Below are 24,696 nucleotides of genomic sequence, written 5' to 3'. Positions count from 1 at the left end.
AAAGGGCTACGGGACGTCAATCGTTTGCTGCGGGTTGTTTTCCCCGCAAAACGCACCCCACCCGTGTTGGGCGGAAAGTTGACCTCACGTCCGTATCTCGGCATCGTGAACCGGGTGACCAGCGATGAGACGCGGGACGGAGTGTCGCTGACCAATCTCGACCAGCCGCTGTTCGACGGATCGAACGCGACGAAACGGGATCTGGTCGACTACCTGGACGCGGTACGCGACCGCATCATCCCGGTCCTGCGGGACCGCGCGCTGTCGGTGATCCGCGTACGGCCCGGTCAGGCGGCGTTCATGCAGAAGAACGTGCCCAAGTACGCCCCCGAGTGGATCCGTACGGTCTCCGTCTGGGCCGAGGCGTCGCACCGGCAGGTGTCCTACGCCCTGTGCGACGACCGCAGGACCCTGCTCTGGTTCGCCAACCAGCGGGCGGTCGAATACCACCCGGCGCTGTTCCGCGGCGAGCATCCCACCCACCTCGTGCTCGACCTCGATCCGCCGGAAGGGGACGCCTTCCCGCAGGTCGTCCAGGCCGCCCGGCTGGTACGCCAGGCCCTCGACGACACGGGGCTGGCCGGGGCGGTGAAGACCAGCGGGGCGAAGGGGCTGCACGTGTTCGTGCCCGTGGTGGCGGGGACCGCGATGGACGACCTGGCCGCGGCCACCCGAGCCCTGGCCGCGCGCGCCGAACGCGTCGACCCGGCGCTCGCCACCACGGCGTTCATCCGTGAGGACCGCGAGGGCAAGGTGTTCCTCGACTCGACCCGGGCGGGTGGGGCGACGGTGGCGGCCGCCTACAGCCCGCGCATTCGTCCGGGTACGCCGGTCTCCTTCCCCGTGGCCTGGGAGGACCTCGACCGGGTCGTGCCGTCCGACTTCACCGTCCACACCGCGCCGCGGCTGCTCGCCGACGGTGATCCCTGGGCGGAGCTCATGCCGGAGCCGCAGCGGCTGCCCGCGGAACTGGTCGAGGAGGGGCACACGATCCCGATCGCCCGCGTCCAGGCGATGCACGAGGGCAAGCGCCGGGCGAAGGCCAGGAGAGAGGGCTGATCACAGGGTGTACGCGAACGCCGCTTCCGCGATCACCAGCAACGGCACGAGCGGCACGGCGTACAGGGCCGCCTGGCGGGCGCCCGTGTGCCGCTCGGGGATGGCCGTGAGCAGGGCGAGCAGCACCGCGCAGCCGATCGGCGCGAGCAGCCAGGTCGAGAGGGTGATCGTGCCCCACGTGCTGGCCGCGTCGCATTCCGCGGTCTGGTCGTAGGTCAGCGAGCCGAGAGCGCACGCCTTTTCCCCGAGGAGTGACACGGCCATCCAGGCGACGAAGCCCGCCAGCCAGATGACCACGGCGAGGACGGAGACCAACGCGACGGTCGTGCCGCTCGGCGAAGTCGTCCGGCTGAAGGACGGGGAGGGGGCGATCACGCCAGGACTCTAATGCTGATCAACGTCGCCGGGGCCGACTTTGATCAACCTGACGCCCGGCGAACGGCCCTCAGCGCACGACCGCCACCCCGCCCGCGGGGAGCTCGCCCGTGAAGGGGTCGCCGGTCAGCAGGTCCGTGCCGGTCAGGCCGGGCACCGCCACGGGCGCGTCGCCGTGGTTGAGGAGGAAGACGCAGGCGCCGCGCCGTACCAGCTCCAGGGTGTCGGGCAGGTCGCGCGGCCGGGAGACGCCCGCGCGGTCGAGCACCTCGCCCAGCAGGGCCCGCAGGTCGTCGCCGCCGAGCGCGGCGGCCAGGTAGCTCGCCGTGCCGCCGCCGAAGGCGTTGGCGGTCATGGCGGGATACCCGGCGTCGGGGCCGTCGGTGAAGTGCCGCACGGCCACCGCGCGTTCGAGGCGGACCCGCTCGGACCAGATCCGGCCGGTCGCCCCGCCGGTGAGCGTCACGGTCTCCAGCTCGCGCAGCGGGTGGAACTCCTCGACCGACAGTCCGAGGACCTCACGCAGCGCGCCGGGGTAGGCGCCCGCGTGGACGGTGTCGTTCTCGTCGACGATGCCGGAGAAGTACGACACGAGCAGGTGGCCGCCCGCCTCGACATAGCGCTGCAGGTTCTTGGCCGAGCCTTCGGTGAGCAGGTACGAGCTCGGCACGACAACCAGCCTGTATCCCGAAATATCGGCGGAAGGGTGGACGAAGTCCACCGTGACGTGCTCCCGCCAGAGCGCCTCGTAGAAGGCGTCCACCCGCTCGCGGAAGCGCAGGTCGCCCGAGGGCCGCCACTCCAGCTCCAGCGCCCAGTACGACTCCCAGTCCCAGACCACCGCCACCTCGCTCGTGACGCGCTCGCCCTTGACCGGGGCCAGGCGGCGCACGTCGGCGCCGAGCGAGACGACGTCGCGCCAGATCTGCGAGTCGGTCCCCGCGTGCGGGATCATCGCCGAGTGCCACTTCTCGGCGCCGTACCGCGAGGCCCGCCACTGGAAGAACAGCACAGAGTCGGAGCCCCTGGCGACGTGGGCGAGGCTGTTGCGGCGCATCTCGCCGGGCCGCTTGGCGATGCCGCGCGGCTGCCAGCTGATCGCGCTCGTCGAGTGCTCCATGAGCAGCCACGGCCCGCCGCCGGCCAGGGAGCGGCTCAGATCGGCCGACATGGCGAGCTGGATGTGGTTGTCGGGCTGCTCGCCGTTCAGGTAGTGGTCGTTGGCGATGACGTCCAGCTCGGGGGCCCAGCGCCACAGGTCCATCGACTTGCAGTTGACGGTGCCCGCGAAGTTCGTGGTGACCGGTTTGCCGCTGCGGCGCAGGATGTCGCGCTGCAGCCGATAGTGCGACAGGTGCTCCTCGTTGGCGAATCGGGCGTAGTCGAGGCGCTGCGCCGGGTTGACCACGGTATGACTCCACCGGGGCGCGTCGATCTCGTCCCATTCGCCGTAGTGCTGACCCCAGAAGGCGGTGCCCCAGGCGGCGTTGAGCGCGTCGAGGCTCTCGTACCGGTGCCGGAGCCATGCGCGCCAGGCGGCCACGCTCGACTCGCAGTAGCACTCGCCGAGCGGCGCCCCGTACTCGTTGTGCACATGCCACATCACCACGGCCGGATGCTCGCCGTAGCGGGCCACCAGCCGCTCGGCCAGCCGCGCGCTGGCCGCGCGGAAGGCCGGGTGGCTGGAGCAGGCGGTCTCGCGCGCGCCCGCGCCGACGCGCAGGCCCTCGCGGGTCATGGGGGAGGCATCGGGATACTTTCTGGAAAACCAGGCGGGCGGCACCGTGGTCGGGGTGCCCAGGTTCACCGAGATGTCCGCGCTGTGCAGGCGGTCGATGATGGTGTCGAGCCAGCCGAACTCGTAGACGCCCTCGGCCGGCTCCATCAGCACCCACGCGAAGATACCCAGGCTGACCAGGTTCACCCCGGCCTGCCGCATCAGCCGTACGTCCTCCTCCTGCACCTCCAGCGGCCACTGCTCCGGGTTGTAGTCCCCGCCGAACGCGATGCCTTCGATCATGTAAGTCCCCCATTTTTCATGCCTTGACGGCGCCGCTGCTGAGGTCGGTGCGCCAGAACCGCTGCATCGTAAGAAAGAGCGCGATCAGCGGAATGAGTGCCAGAAACGTCCCGATGAGAATGAGGTTGTACAGACTCGGGTGGTTGGCCCCGGCGGCCAGCATCGTGTAGAGCCCGACCGTCAGCGGGAACTTGCCGTCGTCGCCGAGCATGATGAACGGCAGCAGGAAGTTATTCCAGATCGCCACGAACTGGAACAGGAAGATGGTCACCATCCCCGGCCCCATCAGCGGCAACGCCACCCGGGTCAGCAGCGTCCAGTGCGAGGCCCCGTCGATCCGCCCGGCTTCGAGCAGCGAGTCGGGGATGGCCGCGCCGGCGTACACACGGGCCAGATAGATGCTGTACGGATGCAGGATCTGCGGCAGCAGGACCGACCAGTACGTGTCCGCCAGCCCGACCTTGGCGAACAGCAGATATTGCGGGATCGCCAGCACCACCGCGGGCACCAGGATGCCGCCGATCAGGATGTTGAAGATCAGGTTCCGGCCGGCGAAGCGATACTTGGCCAGCGTGTAGCCCGACACCGCGGACACGGCGGTCGACAGCAGTGCCCCGCCCCCCGCGTACAGCAGGGTGTTGAGCATCCACAGCCAGAACACCCCCTCCCGATAGGCGGCGAGGTCGGCCAGGTTCTGGAAGAACCCGGTGCCGGGCGAGAACGTCGAGGTCGAGAACAGCTCGCCGGACGTCTTCGTGGCCGCGATCACCACCCAGCTCACCGGGAACAGGCAGTACACCGCGCCGACCAGCAGAACCCCGGTCGGGACCAGCCCGTACGGAGAAGCGGAGCGGGCCATCACGTCTCCCCGAACGCGCGGTTCTTCACCACGCGCAGGAACCCGAACGACAGCACCAGCGAGATCCCGGCGATCACCACGGCCGTGGCCGCCGCCGAGTACAGGTCACCGGTCACGAAGGCGTCCCGGTAGATCTTCATCAAGGGGCTCCAGGTCGAGCTGATCGTGTTCGTGAACGGCCGGAGCGTGGTGGGCTCGGTGAACACCTGGATCGTGGCGATGATCGAGAAGACGGTGACCAGGATGATCGCCGGAGCCAGGATCGGGATCTTGACCCGCAGCGCGATCTGCAGCTCCGACGCGCCGTCGATGCGGGCCGCCTGGTACAGGTCCTGGGGCACGGCCCGCAGGTTCGTGTAGAGCACCAGCATGTTGAAGCCGGTGCCGCCCCAGACCGCCACGTTGGCCATCGAGTACACGACCGCGCTCTGGCTCAGCGGCGCGACCCCGAACACCTCGCTGATCGGGCTGACGCTCGGCAGATAGAGGAAGCCCCACATCAGGCTGGCGGCCACGCCCGGCACCGCGAACGGCAGGAAGATCGCGATCCGGGAGAAGCGCGCCAGCCGTACCCTGGCGGCGTCCAGCATCAGCGCGAACACCAGCGCCAGCCCCAGCATCACGACCAGGACCAGCAGGCCGTAACCGAGCACCCGCAGCCAGCCGGTCCACAGCTCGCCGTCGCCGATGGCGGCGGCGTAGTTGTCGAGCCCCACGAAGATCTCCCGCTTCGACCCCTTGCCGAGCCCGAGCCCCGACACCTTGGTCCTGCGCAGGCTGAGGTAGCCGGTGTAGCCGATCGGCAGGGCCAGGAACAGGGCGAACAGGGTGACGGCCGGGGTCAGGAACAGGTACGGCGCCCAGCTTTTCCTCGGGGTCATTGGGCGAACATGACGCTTCGTCATTGGGCGGACATGACGCTTCGTCATTGGGCGAGCTTGAAGCCGGACTTGGTCATGTCCGCGACCGTGGCGTCCTGGACGCTCTGGAGGGCGCCGCTGAAGGAGGTCTTGTTCAGCGCGGCCTTGTCGAAGGCGTCCTTGAAGGCGTTGTAGGCCACGTTGACGTTCGGGCCGAAGGTGAAGCCGCGCGCCCCCGCGCCGAACCCGGCCGCCTGCTTCCAGAAGTCGGGGATGTTCGAGAAGTACGCGGGCGGCTCGGAGAGCAGGTCGGCGCCCTTGGTCGCGGCGGGATAGACGGCGCCCTCCTTCACCAGCAGGGCGAGCGCTTCAGGGTCACTGTTGAGCCAGGTGGCGAACGTGGCCGCGGCCTCCTTGTTCTTGGAGCCCGCCGAGACGGAGACGGCCGAGCCGCCCCAGAAGCCGCTGAAGTTCTCGCCGGCGTTCCACTGCGGCAGCTGCGCGATCGCCCACTTGCCCTTGGACTTGGGCGCGTTGCTCGACAGGGGTCCGGGCGCCCAGATGGCCGACGGCCAGGTCAGCAGCTTGCCGTCGTTCAGGGCCTTGTTCCACTCGGGGGTGAAGTAGGGCATGTTGTCGATGACGCCCTCTTTGACGAGGCCGCCCCAGTAGTCGGCGAGCTTCTTGCTGGGCTCGTCGTTGATGGCGACCTTCCACGCCTCGCCACTGATCGACCACCACTGCCCGCCCGCCTGCTGGGCCAGACCCGCGAAGGAGCCCGGGTCCTTGCTGGAGAACGTGCCGAGGTACACCTTCGAGTCCTTCGCGTGCACGGTCCTGGCCGCGTCGGCGTACTCCTGCCAGGTCTTCGGTACGGCTATGCCGTACTTCTTGAACAGGTCTTCGCGGTAGTAGAGCAGCATCGGGCCGCTGTCCTGCGGGATGCCGTAGACCGCGTCGGTGCCCAGCGTGACCAGCCCCCAGATACCCTCGCTGAACTGCGCCTTCACCGGATCCGCCGCCGTCTTGATGTCCGCGACCGCCTCGGCCGCCACGAACGACGGCAGCGCCTGGTACTCCGCCTGGACGAGATCCGGCGGGTTCCCGGCCTTGGCGGCGGTGAGGAACTTGGTGGCCGAGTCGTCCCCGCCCGCCTGGGTGCTGGAGGTGACCTGGATGTCGGGATGCGCCTTGTTCCAGACCGCGACGACCTTGTCCATACCGGGCACCCAGTTCCAGTAGGTCAGGGCGACCTTCTGGGGCTTTTGTGCGGCGGAGCTCGACGGGGTGGCGCTCTGCTGAGCGCCACCACTGGAGCAGCCGGCCACGAGGGTGACGGCCGCGGCGACAGCGGCAAGCCTGTTCATGTGCATGGGTACCTCGACCTGGGGGAGTCAGCGTCCTGCGGGGTCTGTGAACGTTCACAGCGTGTGTCCGGCCATCTGTGCTGTCAACCCCTCGTTACGGTGTCGTTAAACGGCCCAAAAGGTGTGTGCACGTTCACAGTGCTTCAGCGGTGGACCGTGAGATGCTGAACGCGTGAAAAGGCCGACCATCCATGACGTGGCCGCGGCGGCCGGGATCTCACGCGGCACCGTCTCGCGGGTCCTGAACGGCGACCGTTATGTGAGCCCCGCGGCCCGGATCGCCATCGAACGCGCCATCGCCGAGACCGGCTACGTCGTCAACCGCAACGCCCGCAACCTGGTCAGACAGCGCGCCGGATCGGTCGTCATGGTCCTGTCCGAACCCCCCTTCGAGGACCCCAACTACACCACCACCATCCGCACCGCGATCCGCCGCCTCGGCGAACGTGACCTCTCGCTGGTCATGATGATCGCCGGCGACGACAGGGAACGCGAACAGGTCCTCCGCTACGTACGCGGCGGCCACGCCGACGGCGTCTTCCTCCTGTCCACCCACGCCGGCGACCCCCTGGTCGACACCCTCCACGGCGCCGGCATCCCGGTGGTCTCCTGCGGCGCGGTCATCGGCAGGGAGGCGGTGATCCCGTACGCGGCCTGCGACGAGCGGGGCGGCGCCCGCCAGATGGCCGAATACCTGGTCTCACGGGGCCGCAGGAAGATCGCGATGATCACCGGCCCGATGGACACGCCGGGCGGCATCCAGCGCCTCGAAGGCTTCGCCGACGTCCTCGGCCGCAAGGCGTCCAAGAAACTGATCGAACACGGCGACTGGACCCACGCCAGCGGCGAGACCGCCATGGCCCGGCTCCTGGAACGCGTACCGGACCTGGACGCGGTCTTCGCCGCCTCGGACGTGATGGCGTCGGGGGCCCTGCACACACTGCGGGCGGCGGGCCGGCGCGTGCCGGAGGACGTGGCGGTGGGCGGCTTCGACGACTCCTCGGTGGCGATCTCCACCCATCCGCCGCTGACGACGGTGCGGCAGCCGCTGGGGGATGTGGCCAGGGAGACGGTACGGCTGCTGCTGGCACTCATTGACGGCGCTGACCGGGTCGACTCGATCGCCCTACCCACCAGCCTGATCGTCCGTGACTCGGCCTAGCCTTTCTCCCACCCCTTACCCGCTTCGGTGGTTGGCCGCCTGATGCCCGCCCGCCCAAAAGGCCCTCCGCTACGCTCCGGACGTCCTCCCAGGCGGGCTGACGCCCGCCCCCTGAAGGACCTCGCTACGCTCGGACCGTCCTCCAAGCACGCTTCGCCGGCCCGGCTGGGCGGAGCGAGACGTCAGGGCGGTCGGCGACACGGCCGAAGACGAATGAGCAGCCAAGCCACCCCGGCAGAGATGACAAGGCAACATCAGGGGCACCAGTTACCCCCGCCTGACGACTGGGTCGGCCGCGATCCGGATCGTGGGGGTGTCCGTCACCTATGAAACAGCGTCTCCGCAGCGGGGCGGTGCGGTGTGATCGGCTTGGTTTCGTAGGTTCGGAGTACCAGTGAGGTGGTGACGGGCCCGAAGCGGGCGACGCTGTCGACGATGGCTTCGAGGCGTTCGGCGCTGGGGGCGTGAATGTCGATGAGGAAGCAGTCCTCGCCGGTGAGCCGGTAGACGTTGGTGACCTCGGGCAGCTGCGCGAAGTGGTCGAGGGACGCGGTGATGCGGGCATGAGTGGTACGCAGCCGGATCACGGCATGGATGCTCAGGCCGAGCCGGGCGGGGTCGACCACCGCGCGGTATCCGGTGATGATCCCGGATTGTTCCAGGCGCTTGATGCGCGCCGACACGGCCGGTTGCGAAAGGTTGATCCGCCGGCCGATCTCGGTGACGCCAAGGCGCCCCTCGGTTTGCAGGATGGCCAGGATCGCCTGGTCGACCGCATCCAATGAAATCGATGTCTCGCCCGTCATCGACCTTCCATTCATCAGCGGCAAGCGACTCTACTCGATCGTTCGCACATACTGACGCCCAGAGCACAAGCAGGCACCGCTAATGACGACGGAACGAAAAGCCCATGCGCTATTTGATCATCCCTGGCATCAACGGGTCGGATGACGACCATTGGCAGACCATCTGGCAGGCCGAGTGGGGAGCCTACGCTTCACGGATCTCCCCCTTCTCGTGGGACGAACCGGATCTAGACGACTGGTGCCAAGCGATCGACAAAGCCGTTGGGGAGAGCCCATCGACCGACATGGTGCTTGTCGCCCACAGCTTGGGCTGTCTTGCCGCCACCTCCTGGGTCACCCGGCGTCGGCCGGACATCCGCGGAGTGTTCCTGGTGGCTCCACCGGACAACGCCGGAGCGAACTTCCCGGCCGAGGCCTCCACCTTCACCGCGGTGAAGGCGACCCCGCTTCACGTGCCAGGCTTGGTCATTTCCAGCGACGACGACCCCTACTGCTCCCCAGACGTCGCGCTACGCCTGGCCGCTGACTGGCAACTCGACCACGTCAGCGTCGGTTCGGCCGGACACATCAATTCCGCGGGCCGACTCGGCAGATGGAATTTCGGGCGCGCATTGCTCACCGCATTCACCGCCGGCACGCGTAGATCCTGACCGGCCTCCCGCCGATCCCGGTAACGCCCGGCGGTGGCAGTGACCACTCAGCACACATCGGCCACCCGGCCGCCTAGCTCCAAGGATCACCGCATGACCCACGCCGAAGATCTCCCGAGATACCGTGTCCTCACCGGTCCCGACGACGCTGCTTTCTGTCGACGGGTCAGCGAAATGCTTGATCTCGGCTACGAGCTGCACGGCCCACCTTCCCTGGCGTTCGACGGTGCACACGTGATAGTGGGTCAGGCGCTCGTTCGACGCGCAACTATGACGATCCCTGATTGAGTACGCCGGAACAGCCTGTACACCGTCTCCCACTCGCCTATCGGGCAGGCACGTCCCGCCACGGTGCACCAATCCGCGTCCGCCACCGGATCCCATCGATGAGCTGCCGTTTCGTCTACTTCGGCGGGCTGCCCGGCTTCTTGCCGACCGGCAGCAACGGCTCCAGCACTGCCCACTGCACGGCGGTCAGATCACCCCGACTCACCACAAGATCATCCCAGAGGGGAGTTCATTACATTGATGCGCTCCATGGGACGATCAGAGGGTGTACCGCTATGACCGTTTCGTGGAGGAGTTGCTCGACTTCCTGCTGATGCGGCTTGACGAGACAGGCTTTGCGCGGCTCATCGCCCATGAACCGAAGCGCATGATCGCCGAGTACTCGAACGGCAATTATTACGTGGCCGGCGACCGTTGGGGGTCACGGACTACGTGGTTCACCGGTTGTGCAACATGCTCGCCGATTTGCTCTCGCGTCATGGTCGACCCAGTGAATGGCACTGAGCGCGTGCAGTGGCGGGCGATCGATTGGAAGGCCTACAGGCAGGGCGCGGCGCCGCATGAGCAGCGGCACGGCCGAACACACCAGCTCGAGAACATTGGGACACCTACCTTGGCATGAACGTCCAAGAATGGCCGTGCCTGCATGTCCGACGTCTGGCACTGCCGTTTGCCGATGACCCCGACTACCGTAACGGGTGGAGGCCGGAGTACGCCGTATTCGCCTCTGGGAGGCTTGTTCACCCTGACGGCGATCGCGAATGACCCCATAAGCTCCCGCCACCTCGGCGCTGCCCACTGGCGAGTGAGCAGCCCCGCAGCAGCATCTAGATCATCACTCGGGCCACGCACCAACTTCTGAAACCGGCCCCTGTACACAGCAGTAGTTGGTGATCGTCACACTCGCCTGGGGTTTCGTGCTGGGATATCGGCCAAGGTCGAGATGTCTTGACACTTGCTCTGACGATGACAGAGCGGAGGTGCGACCCGCACCTCTTCGTGTCTCGCCTTGAGAAAAATGGCGGTCCTCCGCTGCGAGGTATTGGCCGCAGCGATTCGCTCCGAAACACGGCCTAGATCATGACTACTTCATCCTGGTTTGTGGGGACATCGCCGCCAGGCGAACGCAGGCTTGACATGCGCGAGCAGCCACGGGGGAGAACGGTATCGACCAGTCGCAGATCGGCAGCGGTGACGCCGGCTCCCCACACAGGCTGATCTTCGTGTCGAACCGTACGGCATGCTGCACGGCTTCTCTTTCTACGCTGGACAGCCCAAGCCGGAAGCCGTCGCGAGGCTCCAGAGGCCCGGGTTCCACCGTGTACACGAGCAGGTCATCCCAATGGACGGGCCACCGCCGCACTCCGCCGGGGAGTTTGTCCAGCTCGTTATCGAGTTCGAGCAGGGCCAGAGTGCCGTGACGCAGGATGGCAACGACGTTCCCGTGTTGACCTGCTAGCGCTGTGCCGAATCCCCGCGTCTGGGCAGGACTGTGCAACAAGCTCACGATCTTGGCCCGGTTTCCGGGTCTCGACCAGGGGGTGCTCACTGCGTACTCTCATCTGTTGGTCCTGTGGTGATGAGGGAGGAGCTGGAGTTCGTCTCTGGAAGCGAATGCTGTCTACGGAGATCGGCGTAGCGGAAAGCGACCCGACGAGCGGCCCGTGACGGCTCCGTTGCTGGATGTCGGGCGTATGCGACTCGGTTGCGCCCTTCATCCCAGCCAGCACGCCACCAGAACCACTCGCCGTCGCACCACACCACCAGCCCGACCCAGACCGACACCAGGGCCAGGTCGTAACCGTCATGCGTGTCCGCTGATATGCCGTGTTCTGTCAGGAGTGCCTCGCGCAGGATGTCTGCGGATAGCACGGCTTGGGATCCCTTGCCGTTCCTGGGCACGGCAGTAATCTGGTTCTGCATCGTTGACGCCCCAAAGCTCTCGATGCGTTTCAGACCCCCGTCTGCGGCGGTGTTCCAGCACCGTGCTCCGTGGGCGGGGGTCTCCTTCACCCCCTCGCTATAGGGGGGCTAAAGTCGAGAGTAGATCCTGAGCTCGACCCTCGCAATAGGGGGACTAAAATCGGCCGTCGTCGGTCGCTGAGGAGGCAACGCCCGGATGGACTTGAAGACGCTGAGGGAAGTCGCCGAGGTCAGCGACCCCGTGGAACGAGCCCGTATCCTCAGCCGACTCATGACCGAAGAACAGGGTCTGGTCACCGAGGCGGCGAAGATGCGACGGCAGGCCATCGCCGAGGCACGCGAGTCCGGCATGAGCCTGGAGGAGATCGCCGGACGGCTCGGCGTCTCTCCCGGCCGCATCTCGCAGATGAGAAAGGGGCCGGCGGCCCGCGCACCGGAAGGCCCCGCCTCGTCGGCGCCCAGGGTGCTGGTACAGCGGGCGCTGCCGACCGAGCCCGCCGTACGAGGCTCGAAGTCCCTGTTTCTCGCCGAAGCCGAGCGGCAGGGCCTCAAGGCCGGCCGCCGGATGCTGTACGTCGGGCTGGAGCCTGCCGGCGATCACGTGGCAGCCTGCCTGCGAGTCGAGCCCGGTACGGAGATCGTCGCCCGTCGCAAGATGATGACCGCGAACGACGTGCCCGTACGGATCGCGACCAGTTACTTCCGCGCCGACCTGTTCGGCGACACCCGACTGGCCGAGCCGGAGTTCGTACAGCCGTCACTCCAGTCCGCGCTGACTGCCCTGGGCTATGCCTTCGGCCACGCGGAGGAGAACCTGACCGCCCGGCCGCCGACACCATTCGAGCGCGAGACGCTGGAGCTTGAGCCCGGCGAGTGGATCGTCCAGGTGCTGAGGGCGAGCTATTCCACCGAGGACACGCCCGTCCACGTCCTGGAGACGATTTGCGCCGCCAACCGGCACATCTTCCCGATCGGTCAAGTCTCCGGGTACGACGAATTCTGAACTCAGAGCCCAGGCAGCCCTCACGGCCTTCCGGAGGCCGGCGCGGCCTGAAGGCTGCCCTCAGCCGTCACCTCGAACGACGTCCAGTGGCCCGTTGTCGGTCCGACGGCCGTGGGCGTATACGGCCGTCGCTCGTATGACGGGCGCGGGCGCCAGAAGGTAACGAAAATGCGCTGCAGTCCGCCGACACCGATCCACTCCAGGCCGCGACCGGGTCCCGGCCCGCCATCCCTTTACGGGGTCGTCGTCAGCGCCGGGTTCGTTTCGACAACGCCGTCGAGCACCTGGTCGACGCGCCCCAGAAGGTCGGCGTCGAGCCGGACCCCGGCCGCTTTGACGTTCTCCTCCACCTGCTCGGGCCGCGACGCCCCGATGATCGCCGAAGCCACATTCGGGCGCTGCAACACCCAGGCCAGCGCGAGCTGCCCCAGGGACAGCTCGGCCTCATCGGCCAGGGGACGCAGCCGCTGCACCCGTACCAGCACGTCCTGACGCAGGAAGGGCTGGATGAAACTGCCCGCACCGCTCAGGTCCGCGCCGCGCGACCCGGCGGGCGACGGCTGCCCTGGCCGGTACTTGCCCGTCAGCACGCCCTGCGCGACAGGGGACCAGGCGAGCTGGCTGAGCCCTTCTCGTTCGCACGTCGGCACGACCTCGGCCTCGATCACCCGCCACAACGCGCTGTACTGGGCCTCGTTGGAGACCAACGGCACGTGCAGTTCCCGGGCGAGCGCGGCGCCCCGCGTGATCTGCTCGGCCGTCCATTCGGAGACGCCGACATAGAGCACATGGCCCTGCCGGACCAGGTCGGCGAACGCCAACATGGTCTCCTCCAGCGGCACCGTGCGGTCAAATCGATGCGCCTGGTACACATCGAGATAGTCGGTGCCCAGCCGCCGCAGCGACGCGCGTGCCGACTCCATGACGTGCTTGCGGCCAAGACCTTTGTCATTGGGGCCGCCCGGCCCAGTAGGCCAGAACACCTTTGTGGATATCTCCAAGCTTTCCCGCCGCTGTCCTTTCAGGGCTCGGCCGAGCACCGACTCGGCTGCGGTGTTCGCGTACGCGTCCGCGGTGATGAACGTGGTGATGCCCGCGTCCAGCGCCGCCGTGACGCACGCCCGCGCACGTTCTTCCTGGTCCGGGGCGTCGTACGCGAGCCAGTGCCCATAGGAGATCGCGCTGACAGAGAGGCCGCTACGGCCGAGACGACGAAATTCCATGCATTTAATGTAGCTCTTCATTTCGAGTGGCAAAGCCTTTATCGAGCTGATTTGACAAATCAAATAAAGGCGCTCTGAAGGCAAATGGAGAGAACATATGACGGCGAATTTGTCAAACTTCGCGCGGGGATTCATGGATTGGTTCGAGGACGGCACGGCGCCCCTCGGACTCGGGAACGCTTCGCAGGATCGGTTGGTCGGAGCGGGAGGAGATGCGCCTGGAGGCAACTCGTCGATCTTGCGCCCGGCGACGGTGAACGTCTCGGCGACGACGTCGAGCGTCGTTGGCCCTGTTGACTTTGTCGCAAGCTATGACGCAACATGTTGATACAAACCTTGCGACAAAGGAGACGGTATGGCGAACAGTTCCATGCCGAGCGCGGGCCCGCGGCCGGCGAAGGTCCGATGCACCGGGACCTGGCTGCAACGGCATGGCCTCGGCGACGGCCCACCGACGCCGTTGCTGACCACGCGACTGGCGGTACGGCGGCGGGCGCGGCTCCTCGGCAGTGTCCTGCTGGCCGCGCTGTATATCGCGGCCGCGCTGGTACAGGCCACTGACCGGCTGACCACTGCCGCATTCGGCGGACTCTGGCCGCGCCGGGCGACGCTGGTGCTGGTCCTGAGCGTGTTGATCATCGGGCTGGTGCTGGCCCGGACGCTGCTTGACGCCTGGGTACGGCGCGTCGACCGGCAGGCCGGGGCGGCGCTGGCGCGGCGAGTGGCCCATCCGGTGCAGCTGGGTTGGCGGATCCTCCTCGGATGGAGATACGCCGTCCTGGTGGCCGGCACCTTCGCCGGTGCCTTCGCGCTGGGAGTGAGCGCACTGGCCGTCGGTGAGGGCACCGCGCGGTACGCGGCCGTCGTACTGCTGGTCGCCGTGGCCGGGGTCGGCCTCGGTGCGGCCCTGCAGCTGCGCGAGCTGCTGGCCCGGCCGGTCGTGGCCGAGGACGAGGTGTCGCTGACGGCCGACGTCATCATGCGCATCGAGGACGCGCGTGATAGCACCGCGCCGTCCATGTTCTTGGGGCTGCCGGTGGTGTTGCTGTTAGGCTCCGCGCCCGGCTGGTGGAACGCCGCCGCCCTCGGCTTCATGGTGCTGGGTCTGGCTGCCGTCATCGCCGTCGAGGCAAGGGCGCCGTCGTGTGCGGCCACAGCGCGGCAGGTGGTCGGCGTCGGATGATCGTCATCGACGCGGGCTCACCGGTGCCGCCGTTCGAGCAGCTGCGGGCCCAGCTCGCCCGGCAGATCCACGACCGTACGCTGGCCGTGGGCTCCCGGCTGCCGACCATCCGCCGGCTCGCGGCCGACCTCGGTCTGGCCATCAACACGGTCGGCCGGGCCTACCGGGAGCTCGAGGAGGCCGGGCTGATCGAGACCCGGGGGCGGGCAGGGTCGTTCGTGTCGGCGGCCGGCGAGGAGGCTCGCGAACGAGCCCGCCAGGCCGCCGCCGACTACGCGGCCGTCGTGGCGAGCGTTGGCATCGACGAGACCGAGGCGCTGTGCATCGTCGAGGCGGCCCTGAGATCCGGCGACGCGGCCGCTTCCGCCTCATTCTGACCGGCGTTCTTCCCGCCCGCCGTGTCGTCGGCCACGCAGCGGGACCTGCTGGTCGGCGGAGACGGCATCAGTCGCAGATCTGCGTGCTGACGGGCTTGGTGGCGGTCGCGGCCTGGCGGGCGTCGTCGGCGACTTCGCTGGCGGTCAGTACGTAACCGATGTCCTCCTGGCTGGTGACAGCGGCGAAGGTCACGCCCAGCACCCGCCCGTCGGCGGCCAGCAGGGGACCACCCGAGTCGCCGTGCTGGACCTTGCCCCGAATGAGGTACACGTCCCGCGTCACCTGGGATCCTCGGTAGATGTCGGAGCTGGAAGCGCTCTTCCGCCCCGCGACCCGGGCCGGCTGCGGGGTGAACCCGCGGCCCTGGGGATACCCCGCGATGATGGCGTCATCGCCCTTGGCCGCCTCGCCGTCGAAGGTCAGGTTCGGCAGTCCGAGGCCCGGCACGTGCAGCACCGCCACGTCCCGCCGCGGGTCGTACAGAACCACCACTGCCGGGCGCGGACGCTGCTCGTGATCGACGATCAGCAACTCCTGGTCCACCCCCGCGACCACGTGCGCGTTGGTCATGATGTGATCGGGCGCGTACACGAATCCGGTGCCGGTGATGCGCTTGCGGCACGAGCTCGCCGTCCCCTGCACCTGTACGATCCCCGCCCGGGCCTGCTGTAACGCGGGGCCTTTCAGCACTGCCGCGTTCGGCGCTGGAACGTCGATGAGCGGCTGGCCGGCGATCACGTCCAGCACCGGCGGGAAGCCGGACCGGTCGACGAACTGCTTGAACGGTTTCTGCCAGTCGCGCGCCGCGTCCGGAACCGCCTGATCAACCGTGGCCAGCAGCAGCGAGCCCCGAATCTGTTCCACGACCGGCACCAGCGAGGTGGATACCAGTAGGCTTCCGACCAACCAGGCGACGACCAGCACCGAAAAGGCGGCGACCAGCATCCCTCCCACCGCATCCGCCAGCCGGGCGGGTTCGTCCCGCATATGGGAACGCAACACCGCCCCCATGGTCGAGGTGGCGAACTGGCCGATCATCGCGGCCAGGAGCACGATTACCAGGGCCAGTAATAACTGCGGGACGTCTCCATCCACAACTGAGCCCGCGATGGGCGGCGCGAGGTGAATCCCGAGCACGCATCCGCCCATGAAACCGATGAAGCTCGCCGCTCCGACGACGAACCCTTGGCGATATCCGGAGAAACTGAAGGCGATCACCAGGGCAACCAACACGATGTCGAGCAGATCACCATTCACTAGGCAAAGGTAAGCCCGATCTTTATCACTGCGCTCGCGCAGGATCGGCTTCGTGCGAGTTTATTTACTCCATCGGCGTGATCTCAGTGTTGGAGGCCCGCCGGGTGATGGTGAGCATGTGGCCGCTGACTCCAAGTAACGAAGGCGCGGATTCCATCGAGCGCTGGGCGTCAAGTATGAGTGCTCGCCGTTCCGGATCGTCAAGCCAGTCATTGATGTCGCCATACAGCCATAAGGCGCCCTCCAGTCCGTACCGCTCGACTTGGGGAAACCCGGCATCGGCGAACTCCGCCGGCACCTCGTCCGGATCATGGAAGTAGGCGGTGAATCCCCGCCCGGGAGACATCATGATCCCGTCCGCCATGGCCGCGTGCGCGGCCTGCCGCTCCCGCTCGTGCAGGTAAGAATTCGTGTAGATAGTGTCGTGCACGGCCGCGTACCGGTTGATGGTCGCGGCCGCCACCACACCACCCGGCCGTACCGCCCGCCGCGCCTCAGCCAGGGCCCGCACCCGATCAGCCCGTTCGGCCAGATGGTAGAGCGGGCCCAGCAGCAGGACCGCGTCCACGCTCGCGTCCGGAACCGGCAGGTGCCGTGCGTCCCCCAGTCGCGCGGTCACCCCGGCCAGCTCTGCGGCCCGGTCCACGTGCAGGGGGACCGGATCCAGCAACGTGACCTCGTAGCCGTCCGCGCTCAGCCACTCAGCGTGCACACCAGTGCCACCGCCCACATCCAGCACCCGAGCCGGGGGCGACGGCAGCGCTCGGCGCAGCACATCCTGCGTCCGCCAGAACTCCAACCGGCCGCGCCCCTCACGAAGCCGACCGTGCTCCCTGTCCTGCTCGTAATAGGCGAGCAGTTCCCGTGTCACTGCCATACCTGATCATGTTGGTACATCGGCAAAGCCGACAAATGGTTTACCCCTGGGGCCGTTACCTCTTCGGGCGGAAATAGTGCCCGGCCATGTAAGCCGTGACCTGGCCGCCGATCTTCGCGCCCTGTTCGTCGGCCGTGCGGGTGTGGATGCCGCCCCATACGCGGGCGTTGATGACTTCGGCGAGCGCCTGTGAAAAGCCGCGGAAGTACCTGGTGGTGCCCGAGGCGGCGCTGTATCCGCTGAAGGAGATGTCGTCCCGGCCGAAGAAGTACGCCAGCGCCGACATGCTCGCCGCGGTGAAACAGGTATGTCCCGACGTGAAGTCGGGGTGCGGCGGCGTAACGAGCAACGGCGTCCAGTTGGGGTCGGCGGCCGTTGCCGGGTTGCCGTCGGTGTCGGCCAATTGGATCGCGGTGACCGGCCGCCAGAAGCTCCATGCCGCCTTCTCGTTGAAGCAGGCAGTCGTGGCATCGGCCTCGGCCAGATCGACCATCGCGAACATCCGCGCCGTCTGAAGCGTGTTCAGCCCCTGCGTCGTCGCGAGCTGGCGCTTGATCTCCCATTCGGCCAGATGCCGATCGTGCCACCAGATCGCGGCTTGGGTCTGGTCCGCCGTCCTGACGGTGCTGGTCGCCGAGCCGATCGTCTTGACCTCGTTGAAGTCCCGGGCGTACCGGCGGCTGGTCAGCGATGGTGGGCCGGACGTGCGGAACATGGACGCGCGGGGGATAAGGAATGGTTTGAGGTCACCGACCCATGCCCCGTCGGAGGCGAAAGCGGGAGGTGTCGGCCGCCACTGGCCGGGTTGGGTGCCGACGATCCAGGTCTGGCTGCCGAACGCCCCGTCGTCGCGCCGCGCGGCGATCATCGCAGCGGCCGCCTGCGTGCCCACCGTGATCCCGCGCCGCTTCGCCGCACTGTCGGGAATCGCGGCCAGCGACTCGCCGTACTGCGTCTCCAACCTCGCCTGCTGCGCCGGGAACAGCGCGTTCAGCACCCGGAAGGCCGCGGTCGCGACGGCCGCGTCCGTCGACTCGGTTCCCCTGGCGGCCGGTGCGATCAGGTACGGCTGATAGGGGGTGCCGGCGATCGCGTTCACCGCGTCGTAAACGGCCCCGTGCACCATGGCGAAGCTACGTGCCTGAACTTGTGGCTGCTGCGCGGCGATATCCCAGATCGCTGTCTGGGCGTTGCCGTCCCAGACAATGACGGCATTGGCGGGTGTACGTGCATTCGAGGCGTATGCGAATGACGGGACCGGCGAACCGGCGATGATGACTCCGGCGACGACCGGCCAAACGGCCACGCGCCGCAGGATGGCGACCCAGCCCGCATTACGTGATCTCAGCACTGAAGCAAAGTACTATGCCGGCCTCGGCCGTTACAGCGGCCGAATGAGCGAAAAGCTGATAATGACGTAGCCGGAAACTCTCAAGCAGAAGTGTCCGGCTCAACGTGCAATGCCTCCTCGCCTCACGAACTCCTCGCCGGCCGGCCCGCCCGCCCGGAGTATCGGCAGGCCGGTCGGCGAAGTTCCTTACGATCGCCGGTGTCGCGGTCGATCGCGAGGCCCTGTCACGCGACCAGGCGCAGCCAGGCCGCCGCGAGTGCCGCGTGACCGGCCGGCGTGGGGTGCGCGCCGTCCGCGGCCCAGTACTCCGGCCCGGTCGTCGCGGCGAGCTCGGCGAACATGCCGTCGGCCGCGAGCAGGTGCGCGCCGTACTTGCGGGCGAGCTCGCGTACGACCTGGTTCTTCGGGTCCAGGTCGGCCCGCCACTCCTTCCGCTCCTTCTCACCGACGTGCACGTCGCCGACCTCGACACTGCCGCTGATCGGCAGGAGGGACGTCTCGATGAGGATCAGATCGACGCCGGCCTCGGCGAGGGGCGCGAGCAGGCGGTCGTAACCCGCCGCGTACTCCTCCGCGGTGATCACGTAGCCGTCCGGGTCGTACGTGTGCCAGGCCACGTCATTGCCGCCGACGAGGATCGACACCACGTCCGGGCGCGCGTCGAGCACGTCCGCCTGCCAGCGGGCTTCGAGGTCCATCACCTTGTTGCCCGCGATCGCGGAGTTCAGCCAGGTCACGGGCCGGTCCGGGTGCCGCAGACCCCACTCGCCCGCGACGCGCAGGGGGTAGCCGAAGCCGAGGCCATCTTCGCTGTCCAGCCGTTGGCAGTCGGTGACCGAATCGCCGGTGAACATTACGGTGCTTCCCGGTCGGAGGGTGATCGTCATTTGTACTCCTGAAACTTCGGTTGATTGGGTGTCAGCGTTGATATCCGGCGGCGCGGCGTTAAATTGCCGGGCTGCCGAACCAATGGCCGGCGGCTCGCTCGAACGCTTCACGATCAGGGTCGGGATCGCCTGCCCAGGCGACTATGCCGTCGGGCCGGACGAGCACGGCGCCGAATCCGAGGTCGTTTCTCGCCGGGCCGGCCGCATACCGGATCCGGCTCTCCCAGCCCGTCGCTGAATCGTGCAGGCATCGGTCGGTGCTGAAGTCGAGCGCGACGCCTCGTCCGTCCCGCATCAGGTCGCCGAGGCGAGTGCCGTCCTCAAGGCGCAGGTCCGGGGCGTTGCGGCCGACCAGCGGTGGCTGCTCGCCGCCGAGGTCGTAGCGGAGCGACGAGCCCGAGATCTTCTGGAACGCGTAGGTGGTTCCGTCACGGGTCCCGAGCAGGTCGCGGATCACTGCTTGGATCGCCTGGGCGTGCGGGTCCGGCCGCATGACCGCCGCTTGGGCGCGCGTCCAGTCGAGCACCCAGGCGGCGATCGGATGGCGCTCGCGGGTGTAGGTGTCGAGCAGCCCATCCGGTGCGTCGCCGTCCACGGTCGCCGCGAGCTTCCACCCCAGGTTCAGGGCGTCGCCGATGCCGGTGTTGAGTCCCTGCGCTCCAAGAGGAGAGTGGATGTGCGCGGCGTCGCCCGCGAGCAGGACGCGTCCCTGCCGGTACGTCGTCGTCTGCATCGCCCGATCGGTGAAGCTCGAGGCGAGATGGACGTCCTTCAGCGTCACGTCGGTGCCGGACACCCGGCGCAGAACCGCCTGGAGATGGTCGCGAGTCGGCTCCTGCGAGCGATCGAAGGTGCCGCCGTCGAAGTCCAGCATGCCGATGTACGCTTCCGCGGGCGTCCGGAGGTACATGCCGGTCGGCGTCAGGTTGAACCCAGGGCGCAGCTTCTTGGGATCGGCGATGGTGGCGAGCACGACGTAGCCGGTGAACTGCGGCTCCGTGCCGACGAAGTCGAAGCCCGCGAGTCCACGCACCGTGCTGCGTCCGCCGTCGCATCCGACGAGCCAGCGCGCCGCGTACTCGTGCTCGCCGGCTCGCGCGACCACGCTTTCATCGGTCTGCGCGATGGCGGAGACCGTGACGCCACGCCTGACCTGCACGCCGAGCTTGGCCGCCCGCTCGGACAGCACCTCCTCGACCGCTTCGAGGTTCGTCATCACGCCGTCCATCACCGGGCTGGGCAGCCGGAACGGCAGGGCGGCGACGTCGACCTTCGCCGGATCGAGCATCATGCCGGCGAAGTGGCCCACGCCACGAGGGGGTGACGGCTCGTCCGTGTCGGGGTCCCCGCCTGAAGGGACACCTGAGGCCGTCAGCAGCGGGTGCAGCATCCCCCGGCGATAGAACGCCTCCACCGACGCGGCGGACAGGCCCCGCATCCCGAGCGGGTCCGCCTTCCACGGGGAGCGAGGCTCCCGCTCCCGCTCGAGCACCAGGACAGAGCAGCCCGCGAGGCCGAGTTCGCAGGCAAGGAACAGACCGACCGGGCCGGCGCCCACGATCACTACATCATGCACGAGAGCCCCCTTCCGAAAGTTATGGGAACTTGCGCGGTCCCTCCGCGCGCGCCACGAGATCGCTCATCTGAGGCACGCAAAGACTGACGCGGGCCGCTCACACGGGGCGCACACGGCGCTCACATGGGGGCACAAGTTAGGCATTGTCCTGATTTGGCGACTCAAGGGCACGCGCGCGAGGATCGGGAGATGGACGGGGATGCGCGGCTTCGCGTCACGCTGCTCGGCGCCTTTCAGGCCTCTCGCGGTGACGCCGCCCTGCCCGTTCCCGGCGCGCGGTCGCAGGGGCTGATCGTCCGGCTGGCGCTCGCCGGTGGGCGCGCGGTCGAGCAGGGTGCCCTCATTGACGCGATCTGGGCCGAGGACCCGCCGGCCGACCCCGCCCACGCCTTGCAGGCCCTCGTCTCGCGGCTGCGCCGGACCCTCGGCTCGGCCGGCGACGTCGCGCAGGTCGCGGGCGGCTACCGGCTGAACGTGGACGCGGCCGAGGTGGACGCGCTGCGGTTCGAGCAGCTCGCCGCCGCCGGCCGTGAACACCTGCGCGGCGGCGACCCGAACGCCGCGGCGGCCGCGCTCGGTGAGGCCGTTGCGCTGTGGGGCGACCGTCCCGGAGCCGAGCCCACGGTCGTCGCCGCGGTCGCGCCCGCCGTCGCGACCTGGCTGGCGCACGCCTCGATCGAGGCCGTCGCCGACCTCGCCGACGCCGAGCTGTCCTTGGGCCGTGCCGACGCGGCCGCCGCCCGCCTGACCGCCCTGCTCGCCGAGCACCCCGTCCACGAACGGGCGGCCGCGCTGCTCATGGACGCGCTCGCCGCCCAGGGCCGCCAGGCCGAGGCCCTGGCCCTGTACGAGCGGGTCCGCGAAACCCTGGCCGACGCCCTCGGCACCGACCCGGGCGACGCCCTGCACGAGCGCCACCTGCGCCTGCTGCGCGCCGAGCGGCCCGCCCCGGCCGCCGACACCGCGCAGTCCAGGCCGACTAGCGTGCCCATGCCGCGTAACCTGCCCATGCCGCAGTCCAGGCCGAGTAACCTGCCCGCGCCGCTGACCAGCTTCATCGGGCGCGACGACGACCTCGCCCGGATCGACACGCTGCTCGCCGCCGGGCGCCTGGTCACCGTGCTCGGTCCCGGCGGTGCCGGTAAGACGCGCCTCGCCGTCGAGGCCGCCCGCCGCCACCGGCACGAGTACCGCGACGGCGCCTGGATGATCGACCTCGCCTCGGTCACCGAGCCGGCCAAGGTCGGCGCGGCCGTGCTCGCCGGGATCGGACTGCGCGGCGGCGCGCTGTTCGAGGCTCGGACACGGGTCGAGGGCGGTGCGCTGTTCGAGGCCCGGACGCGGGTCGAGGGCGGCGCGCTGTCCGAAGCCCGTAGGCGCGTCGAGGGCTCCGATCTAGTCGAGGGCTCCGATCTAGATGTACTCGTCGACCAACTCGGCGGCCGGGAGAGCCTGCTGCTGGTCGACAACTGCGAGCACCTGATCGAGGCCGTGGCTCACCTGGTCGCGGCAGTGCTGTCCCGATGCTCCGGGCTGCGCGTACTCGCCACCAGCCGCGAACCCCTCGCGGTCGACGGCGAGGCGCTGGTGCCGCTCGGCCCGCTCGCGCTGCCCGGGCCGGACGACGGTGTCGAGCAGGCCCGGCGGGCGGCATCGGTACGCCTGTTCACCGAGCGGGCCGCGGCGGTGCGCCCGGGCTTCGAGGTGGACGACACGACGCTGCCCGAGGTCCGGCGGGTGGTCCGCAGCCTGGACGGGATGCCGCTGGCGCTGGAGCTGGCCGCCGCCCGGCTGCGGACGCTGTCGCTGCCCGAGCTGGCCGACGGGCTGTCCGACCGGTTCCGGCTGCTGGCCACCGGCAGCCGTACCGCGCTGCCCCGGCACCGCACGCTGCACGCGGTCATCGCCTGGAGCTGGCAGCTGTTGAGCGAGCACGAGCGTACGGTCGCCGAACGCGTCTCGATCCTGCCCGGCGGCGTCACAGCGGCCTCGGCCACCGCGGTCTGCGCCGGCACCGCGGTGCCGGCCGCCGAGATCCCCGAGCTGCTGGCGGGCCTGGTCGACCGGTCGCTGCTGCAGCTCGCGCCCGACCCGGGCCGCTACCGCATGCTGGAGACGCTGCGCGAGTACGGCACCGCCCGCCTGGCCGAGACGGGCGACCTCGGCACCGTCCGCGACCTGGCCGCCGGCCACTTCGCCGAGCTGATGGCCCGGTACGACCCACAGCTGCGCGGGCCTGGCCAGCTGGCGGCCATCCGAGTCATCCGCGCCGAGTACGACAACGCGCTGGCCGCCCTGCGCCGGCGGTGCGACACCGGCGACGCCTCCGGCGCGATCGCTCTCGCCGTGAACCTGACCTGGTACTGGCAGATGTTCGGCCAGCACCCCGGCGCGGCCTACTGGCTGGGCGAGGCGCTGGCGGTGCCCGGCGACGGCGAGCCGACGCCCGGCCGCGACTGCGCTCACGCGATCTACCTGATCGACCGGGCCGACCGGCCGGGGCTGACCGCCGAGGAGGTCGCGGACGACCGGGCGCGGCTGCGCGAGCTGGCCGACCGGCTGCTCGCCTACCCCGAGCTGCCGGGCCCGTGCGGCGCGCTCACCGCGCTCGCGCTCGCGTTCCTACAGGAGGAGGAGACCGCGTTCGCGAAGATCGCGCTCCTGGCCGACGGCGACGACGTGTGGCTGTCCGGGCTGGCCCGCATGCTCCGCGCCCAGTTCGCCGAGAACGCGGGCGAGTTCGACAACGTGCGCGCCGACGTGGAGGCGGCCTTGGCCTGCTTCCGGCAGGCCGGCGACCGCTGGGGTCAGGCCACCGTGCTGCCGATGCGCGCCCAGCTGCGGCAGTACGACGATGAGCTCGACGGCGCGCTGGCCGACCTGCGCGAGGCGCAGTCGCTGGCCGGCGAGTTCGGCTCGCTCAGCCTCAGCGACGAGGTGTTTCTCCACCTGCGCTGGATCGACCTGCACCTGCGGCGCGGCGACACCGACGCGACGATCACGATGATCGGCTCGGCCCGGGAGCGGGCGCTGCGCGCGGCCTCGCCGGAGCTGTCGGCCCTGGTCGACGCGTGGGAGGCCGCCTTCCGGGTGCGGCTGGGCGACCTGGACCGGGCGCGGGACCTGCTCGACGACGCCGAACGAGCTCTGCACGGCGACATCACGTTCCCCGGCCTGCACGCGCGGGCGCTGGCCGGCAACGTGCGGGCCTCGCTCTGCCTGGAGCTGGGTGATCTGGCCGGCGCGGAGAAGATGCTGGCGAAGGCGTACGCCGCGGCGCTGGAGACCGCGGACTTGCCGATCATGGCGCTGGGGGCGGTGGCCGCGGCCGCGCTGGCCGAGGCGCACGGGCGGCATCACGACTCGGCCGTCCTGCTCGGCGCCGCCTCCCGGCTGCGCGGCGCGCACGACCGAACCGACCAGCAGGTCCGCGAGCTCACCCGCCGAGGGCGGGCCGCGCTGGGCGAGGAGGCCTTCGCCACGGCGTACGGGAAGGGCTGGGAGCTGGACGGGAAGACAGCGGTGACCGCGGTCGACCCGGCCAGGCTGCGCCGGGAGCTCGGGACGGCTGACTCAGATCCCGAGTGATCAG

The 24,696-nt window shown here is 69.0% G+C and carries 21 protein-coding genes; 9 read left to right on the top strand and 12 right to left on the bottom strand.

Features of this window, described 5'->3' with window-relative positions; translation table 11 throughout:
* Window positions 1-114: 114 nt before the first annotated feature.
* Window positions 115-1,059, top strand: a complete 945-nt coding sequence (locus AB0B61_RS16455) for an ATP-dependent DNA ligase (RefSeq protein WP_358432189.1) — start codon at window positions 115-117, stop codon at window positions 1,057-1,059.
* On the opposite strand, the gene AB0B61_RS16450 is transcribed toward AB0B61_RS16455, so the two are convergent.
* The 5 genes from AB0B61_RS16450 to AB0B61_RS16430 all read right to left on the bottom strand — a co-directional run bounded on the left by AB0B61_RS16450 (window position 1,060) and on the right by AB0B61_RS16430 (window position 6,540).
* The gene (locus AB0B61_RS16450; protein ID WP_358432188.1) at window positions 1,060-1,434 is read right to left on the bottom strand and encodes a hypothetical protein; all 375 of its coding nucleotides are present in this window, start codon (window positions 1,432-1,434) and stop codon (window positions 1,060-1,062) included. It lies immediately after the preceding gene.
* 70 nt (window positions 1,435-1,504) lie between these two features.
* Window positions 1,505-3,454, bottom strand: a complete 1,950-nt coding sequence (locus AB0B61_RS16445; RefSeq protein WP_358432187.1) for a beta-galactosidase — start codon at window positions 3,452-3,454, stop codon at window positions 1,505-1,507.
* Between the two features lie 16 nt (window positions 3,455-3,470).
* Window positions 3,471-4,313, bottom strand: coding sequence for a carbohydrate ABC transporter permease (locus tag AB0B61_RS16440; protein WP_358432186.1), 843 nt, complete (start codon window positions 4,311-4,313; stop codon window positions 3,471-3,473).
* Window positions 4,313-5,194 carry a sugar ABC transporter permease gene (locus AB0B61_RS16435; protein ID WP_358432185.1) on the bottom strand — a complete coding sequence of 294 codons (882 nt, stop codon included), beginning with the start codon at window positions 5,192-5,194 and terminating at the stop codon, window positions 4,313-4,315. Before AB0B61_RS16435 ends, AB0B61_RS16440 begins: the two co-directional genes overlap by 1 nt.
* A gap of 44 nt (window positions 5,195-5,238) precedes the next feature.
* Window positions 5,239-6,540 carry an extracellular solute-binding protein gene (locus tag AB0B61_RS16430; protein WP_358432184.1) on the bottom strand — a complete coding sequence of 434 codons (1,302 nt, stop codon included), beginning with the start codon at window positions 6,538-6,540 and terminating at the stop codon, window positions 5,239-5,241.
* Between the two features lie 172 nt (window positions 6,541-6,712).
* Between AB0B61_RS16430 and AB0B61_RS16425 the strand changes: the two genes are divergently transcribed.
* Window positions 6,713-7,702, top strand: coding sequence for a LacI family DNA-binding transcriptional regulator (locus AB0B61_RS16425; RefSeq protein WP_358432183.1), 990 nt, complete (start codon window positions 6,713-6,715; stop codon window positions 7,700-7,702).
* 320 nt (window positions 7,703-8,022) lie between these two features.
* Here AB0B61_RS16425 and AB0B61_RS16420 read toward each other — a convergent pair whose 3' ends face one another.
* Window positions 8,023-8,508 (bottom strand): Lrp/AsnC family transcriptional regulator, encoded by a 486-nt coding sequence (locus tag AB0B61_RS16420; RefSeq protein WP_358432182.1) that lies wholly within the window; start codon window positions 8,506-8,508, stop codon window positions 8,023-8,025.
* 104 nt (window positions 8,509-8,612) lie between these two features.
* Here AB0B61_RS16420 and AB0B61_RS16415 point away from each other — a divergent pair, with 104 nt between their 5' ends.
* The 4 genes from AB0B61_RS16415 (at window position 8,613) to AB0B61_RS16400 (ending at window position 12,372) form a co-directional block, all read left to right on the top strand.
* The gene (locus AB0B61_RS16415) at window positions 8,613-9,158 is read left to right on the top strand and encodes an alpha/beta hydrolase (RefSeq protein ID WP_358432181.1); all 546 of its coding nucleotides are present in this window, start codon (window positions 8,613-8,615) and stop codon (window positions 9,156-9,158) included.
* A 93-nt stretch (window positions 9,159-9,251) separates the two neighbouring features.
* Window positions 9,252-9,446 carry a DUF1737 domain-containing protein gene (locus AB0B61_RS16410; protein ID WP_358432180.1) on the top strand — a complete coding sequence of 65 codons (195 nt, stop codon included), beginning with the start codon at window positions 9,252-9,254 and terminating at the stop codon, window positions 9,444-9,446.
* Window positions 9,447-9,711: 265 nt separating this feature from the next.
* Window positions 9,712-10,068, top strand: a complete 357-nt coding sequence (locus tag AB0B61_RS16405) for a hypothetical protein (protein ID WP_358432179.1) — start codon at window positions 9,712-9,714, stop codon at window positions 10,066-10,068.
* 1,572 nt (window positions 10,069-11,640) lie between these two features.
* Complete coding sequence (locus AB0B61_RS16400; RefSeq protein WP_358432178.1) at window positions 11,641-12,372, top strand: UTRA domain-containing protein; 732 nt, start codon at window positions 11,641-11,643, stop codon at window positions 12,370-12,372.
* Between the two features lie 233 nt (window positions 12,373-12,605).
* Here the strand turns inward: AB0B61_RS16400 and AB0B61_RS16395 are convergent, their stop codons facing one another.
* Window positions 12,606-13,595 carry an aldo/keto reductase family protein gene (locus tag AB0B61_RS16395; RefSeq protein WP_358432177.1) on the bottom strand — a complete coding sequence of 330 codons (990 nt, stop codon included), beginning with the start codon at window positions 13,593-13,595 and terminating at the stop codon, window positions 12,606-12,608.
* Window positions 13,596-13,950: 355 nt separating this feature from the next.
* Between AB0B61_RS16395 and AB0B61_RS16390 the strand changes: the two genes are divergently transcribed.
* Window positions 13,951-14,778 carry a hypothetical protein gene (locus AB0B61_RS16390; protein WP_358432176.1) on the top strand — a complete coding sequence of 276 codons (828 nt, stop codon included), beginning with the start codon at window positions 13,951-13,953 and terminating at the stop codon, window positions 14,776-14,778.
* Window positions 14,775-15,155, top strand: a complete 381-nt coding sequence (locus AB0B61_RS16385; protein WP_358432175.1) for a GntR family transcriptional regulator — start codon at window positions 14,775-14,777, stop codon at window positions 15,153-15,155. The genes AB0B61_RS16390 and AB0B61_RS16385 overlap by 4 nt, the downstream gene beginning before the upstream one ends.
* Before the next feature lie 67 nt (window positions 15,156-15,222).
* Here AB0B61_RS16385 and AB0B61_RS16380 read toward each other — a convergent pair whose 3' ends face one another.
* The 5 genes from AB0B61_RS16380 to AB0B61_RS16360 form a co-directional block, all read right to left on the bottom strand.
* On the bottom strand, window positions 15,223-16,413 hold the full coding sequence (locus AB0B61_RS16380; protein WP_358432174.1) for a MarP family serine protease: 1,191 nt from the start codon (window positions 16,411-16,413) through the stop codon (window positions 15,223-15,225).
* 64 nt (window positions 16,414-16,477) lie between these two features.
* Window positions 16,478-17,290, bottom strand: coding sequence for a class I SAM-dependent methyltransferase (locus AB0B61_RS16375; protein WP_358432173.1), 813 nt, complete (start codon window positions 17,288-17,290; stop codon window positions 16,478-16,480).
* A gap of 55 nt (window positions 17,291-17,345) precedes the next feature.
* Window positions 17,346-18,596 carry a vanadium-dependent haloperoxidase gene (locus AB0B61_RS16370; RefSeq protein ID WP_358432172.1) on the bottom strand — a complete coding sequence of 417 codons (1,251 nt, stop codon included), beginning with the start codon at window positions 18,594-18,596 and terminating at the stop codon, window positions 17,346-17,348.
* A 269-nt stretch (window positions 18,597-18,865) separates the two neighbouring features.
* A complete protein-coding gene (locus AB0B61_RS16365; RefSeq protein WP_358432171.1) occupies window positions 18,866-19,528 on the bottom strand; it encodes a GDSL-type esterase/lipase family protein in 663 nt (220 codons plus the stop codon).
* Between the two features lie 58 nt (window positions 19,529-19,586).
* Window positions 19,587-21,104: an FAD-dependent monooxygenase gene (locus tag AB0B61_RS16360; RefSeq protein WP_358432170.1), complete on the bottom strand. Its 1,518-nt coding sequence runs from the start codon at window positions 21,102-21,104 to the stop codon at window positions 19,587-19,589.
* 189 nt (window positions 21,105-21,293) lie between these two features.
* Here AB0B61_RS16360 and AB0B61_RS16355 point away from each other — a divergent pair, with 189 nt between their 5' ends.
* Complete coding sequence (locus tag AB0B61_RS16355; RefSeq protein ID WP_358432169.1) at window positions 21,294-24,692, top strand: BTAD domain-containing putative transcriptional regulator; 3,399 nt, start codon at window positions 21,294-21,296, stop codon at window positions 24,690-24,692.
* Window positions 24,693-24,696 lie beyond the last annotated feature (4 nt).

Origin of the sequence: Nonomuraea sp. NPDC049158, from assembly GCF_040648335.1 — a bacterium.
Taxonomy (GTDB): Bacteria; Actinomycetota; Actinomycetes; order Streptosporangiales; family Streptosporangiaceae; genus Nonomuraea.
The sequence above is the reverse complement of the archived record's forward strand: the minus strand, read 5'-3'. Positions and strand labels throughout refer to the sequence as shown.

Excerpts from the sequence above, each read along its gene's own strand:
- AB0B61_RS16445 (WP_358432187.1), bottom strand. The coding sequence starts at position 3,454 with ATGATCGAAGGCATCGCGTTCGGCGGGGACTACAACCCGGAGCAGTGG.
- AB0B61_RS16440 (WP_358432186.1), bottom strand. The coding sequence starts at position 4,313 with ATGGCCCGCTCCGCTTCTCCGTACGGGCTGGTCCCGACCGGGGTTCTG.
- AB0B61_RS16435 (WP_358432185.1), bottom strand. The coding sequence starts at position 5,194 with ATGACCCCGAGGAAAAGCTGGGCGCCGTACCTGTTCCTGACCCCGGCC.
- AB0B61_RS16430 (WP_358432184.1), bottom strand. The coding sequence starts at position 6,540 with ATGAACAGGCTTGCCGCTGTCGCCGCGGCCGTCACCCTCGTGGCCGGC.
- AB0B61_RS16420 (WP_358432182.1), bottom strand. The coding sequence starts at position 8,508 with ATGACGGGCGAGACATCGATTTCATTGGATGCGGTCGACCAGGCGATC.
- AB0B61_RS16415 (WP_358432181.1), top strand. The coding sequence starts at position 8,613 with ATGCGCTATTTGATCATCCCTGGCATCAACGGGTCGGATGACGACCAT.
- AB0B61_RS16410 (WP_358432180.1), top strand. The coding sequence starts at position 9,252 with ATGACCCACGCCGAAGATCTCCCGAGATACCGTGTCCTCACCGGTCCC.
- AB0B61_RS16400 (WP_358432178.1), top strand. The coding sequence starts at position 11,641 with ATGACCGAAGAACAGGGTCTGGTCACCGAGGCGGCGAAGATGCGACGG.
- AB0B61_RS16395 (WP_358432177.1), bottom strand. The coding sequence starts at position 13,595 with ATGGAATTTCGTCGTCTCGGCCGTAGCGGCCTCTCTGTCAGCGCGATC.
- AB0B61_RS16390 (WP_358432176.1), top strand. The coding sequence starts at position 13,951 with ATGGCGAACAGTTCCATGCCGAGCGCGGGCCCGCGGCCGGCGAAGGTC.
- AB0B61_RS16385 (WP_358432175.1), top strand. The coding sequence starts at position 14,775 with ATGATCGTCATCGACGCGGGCTCACCGGTGCCGCCGTTCGAGCAGCTG.
- AB0B61_RS16375 (WP_358432173.1), bottom strand. The coding sequence starts at position 17,290 with ATGGCAGTGACACGGGAACTGCTCGCCTATTACGAGCAGGACAGGGAG.
- AB0B61_RS16365 (WP_358432171.1), bottom strand. The coding sequence starts at position 19,528 with ATGACGATCACCCTCCGACCGGGAAGCACCGTAATGTTCACCGGCGAT.
- AB0B61_RS16355 (WP_358432169.1), top strand. The coding sequence starts at position 21,294 with ATGGACGGGGATGCGCGGCTTCGCGTCACGCTGCTCGGCGCCTTTCAG.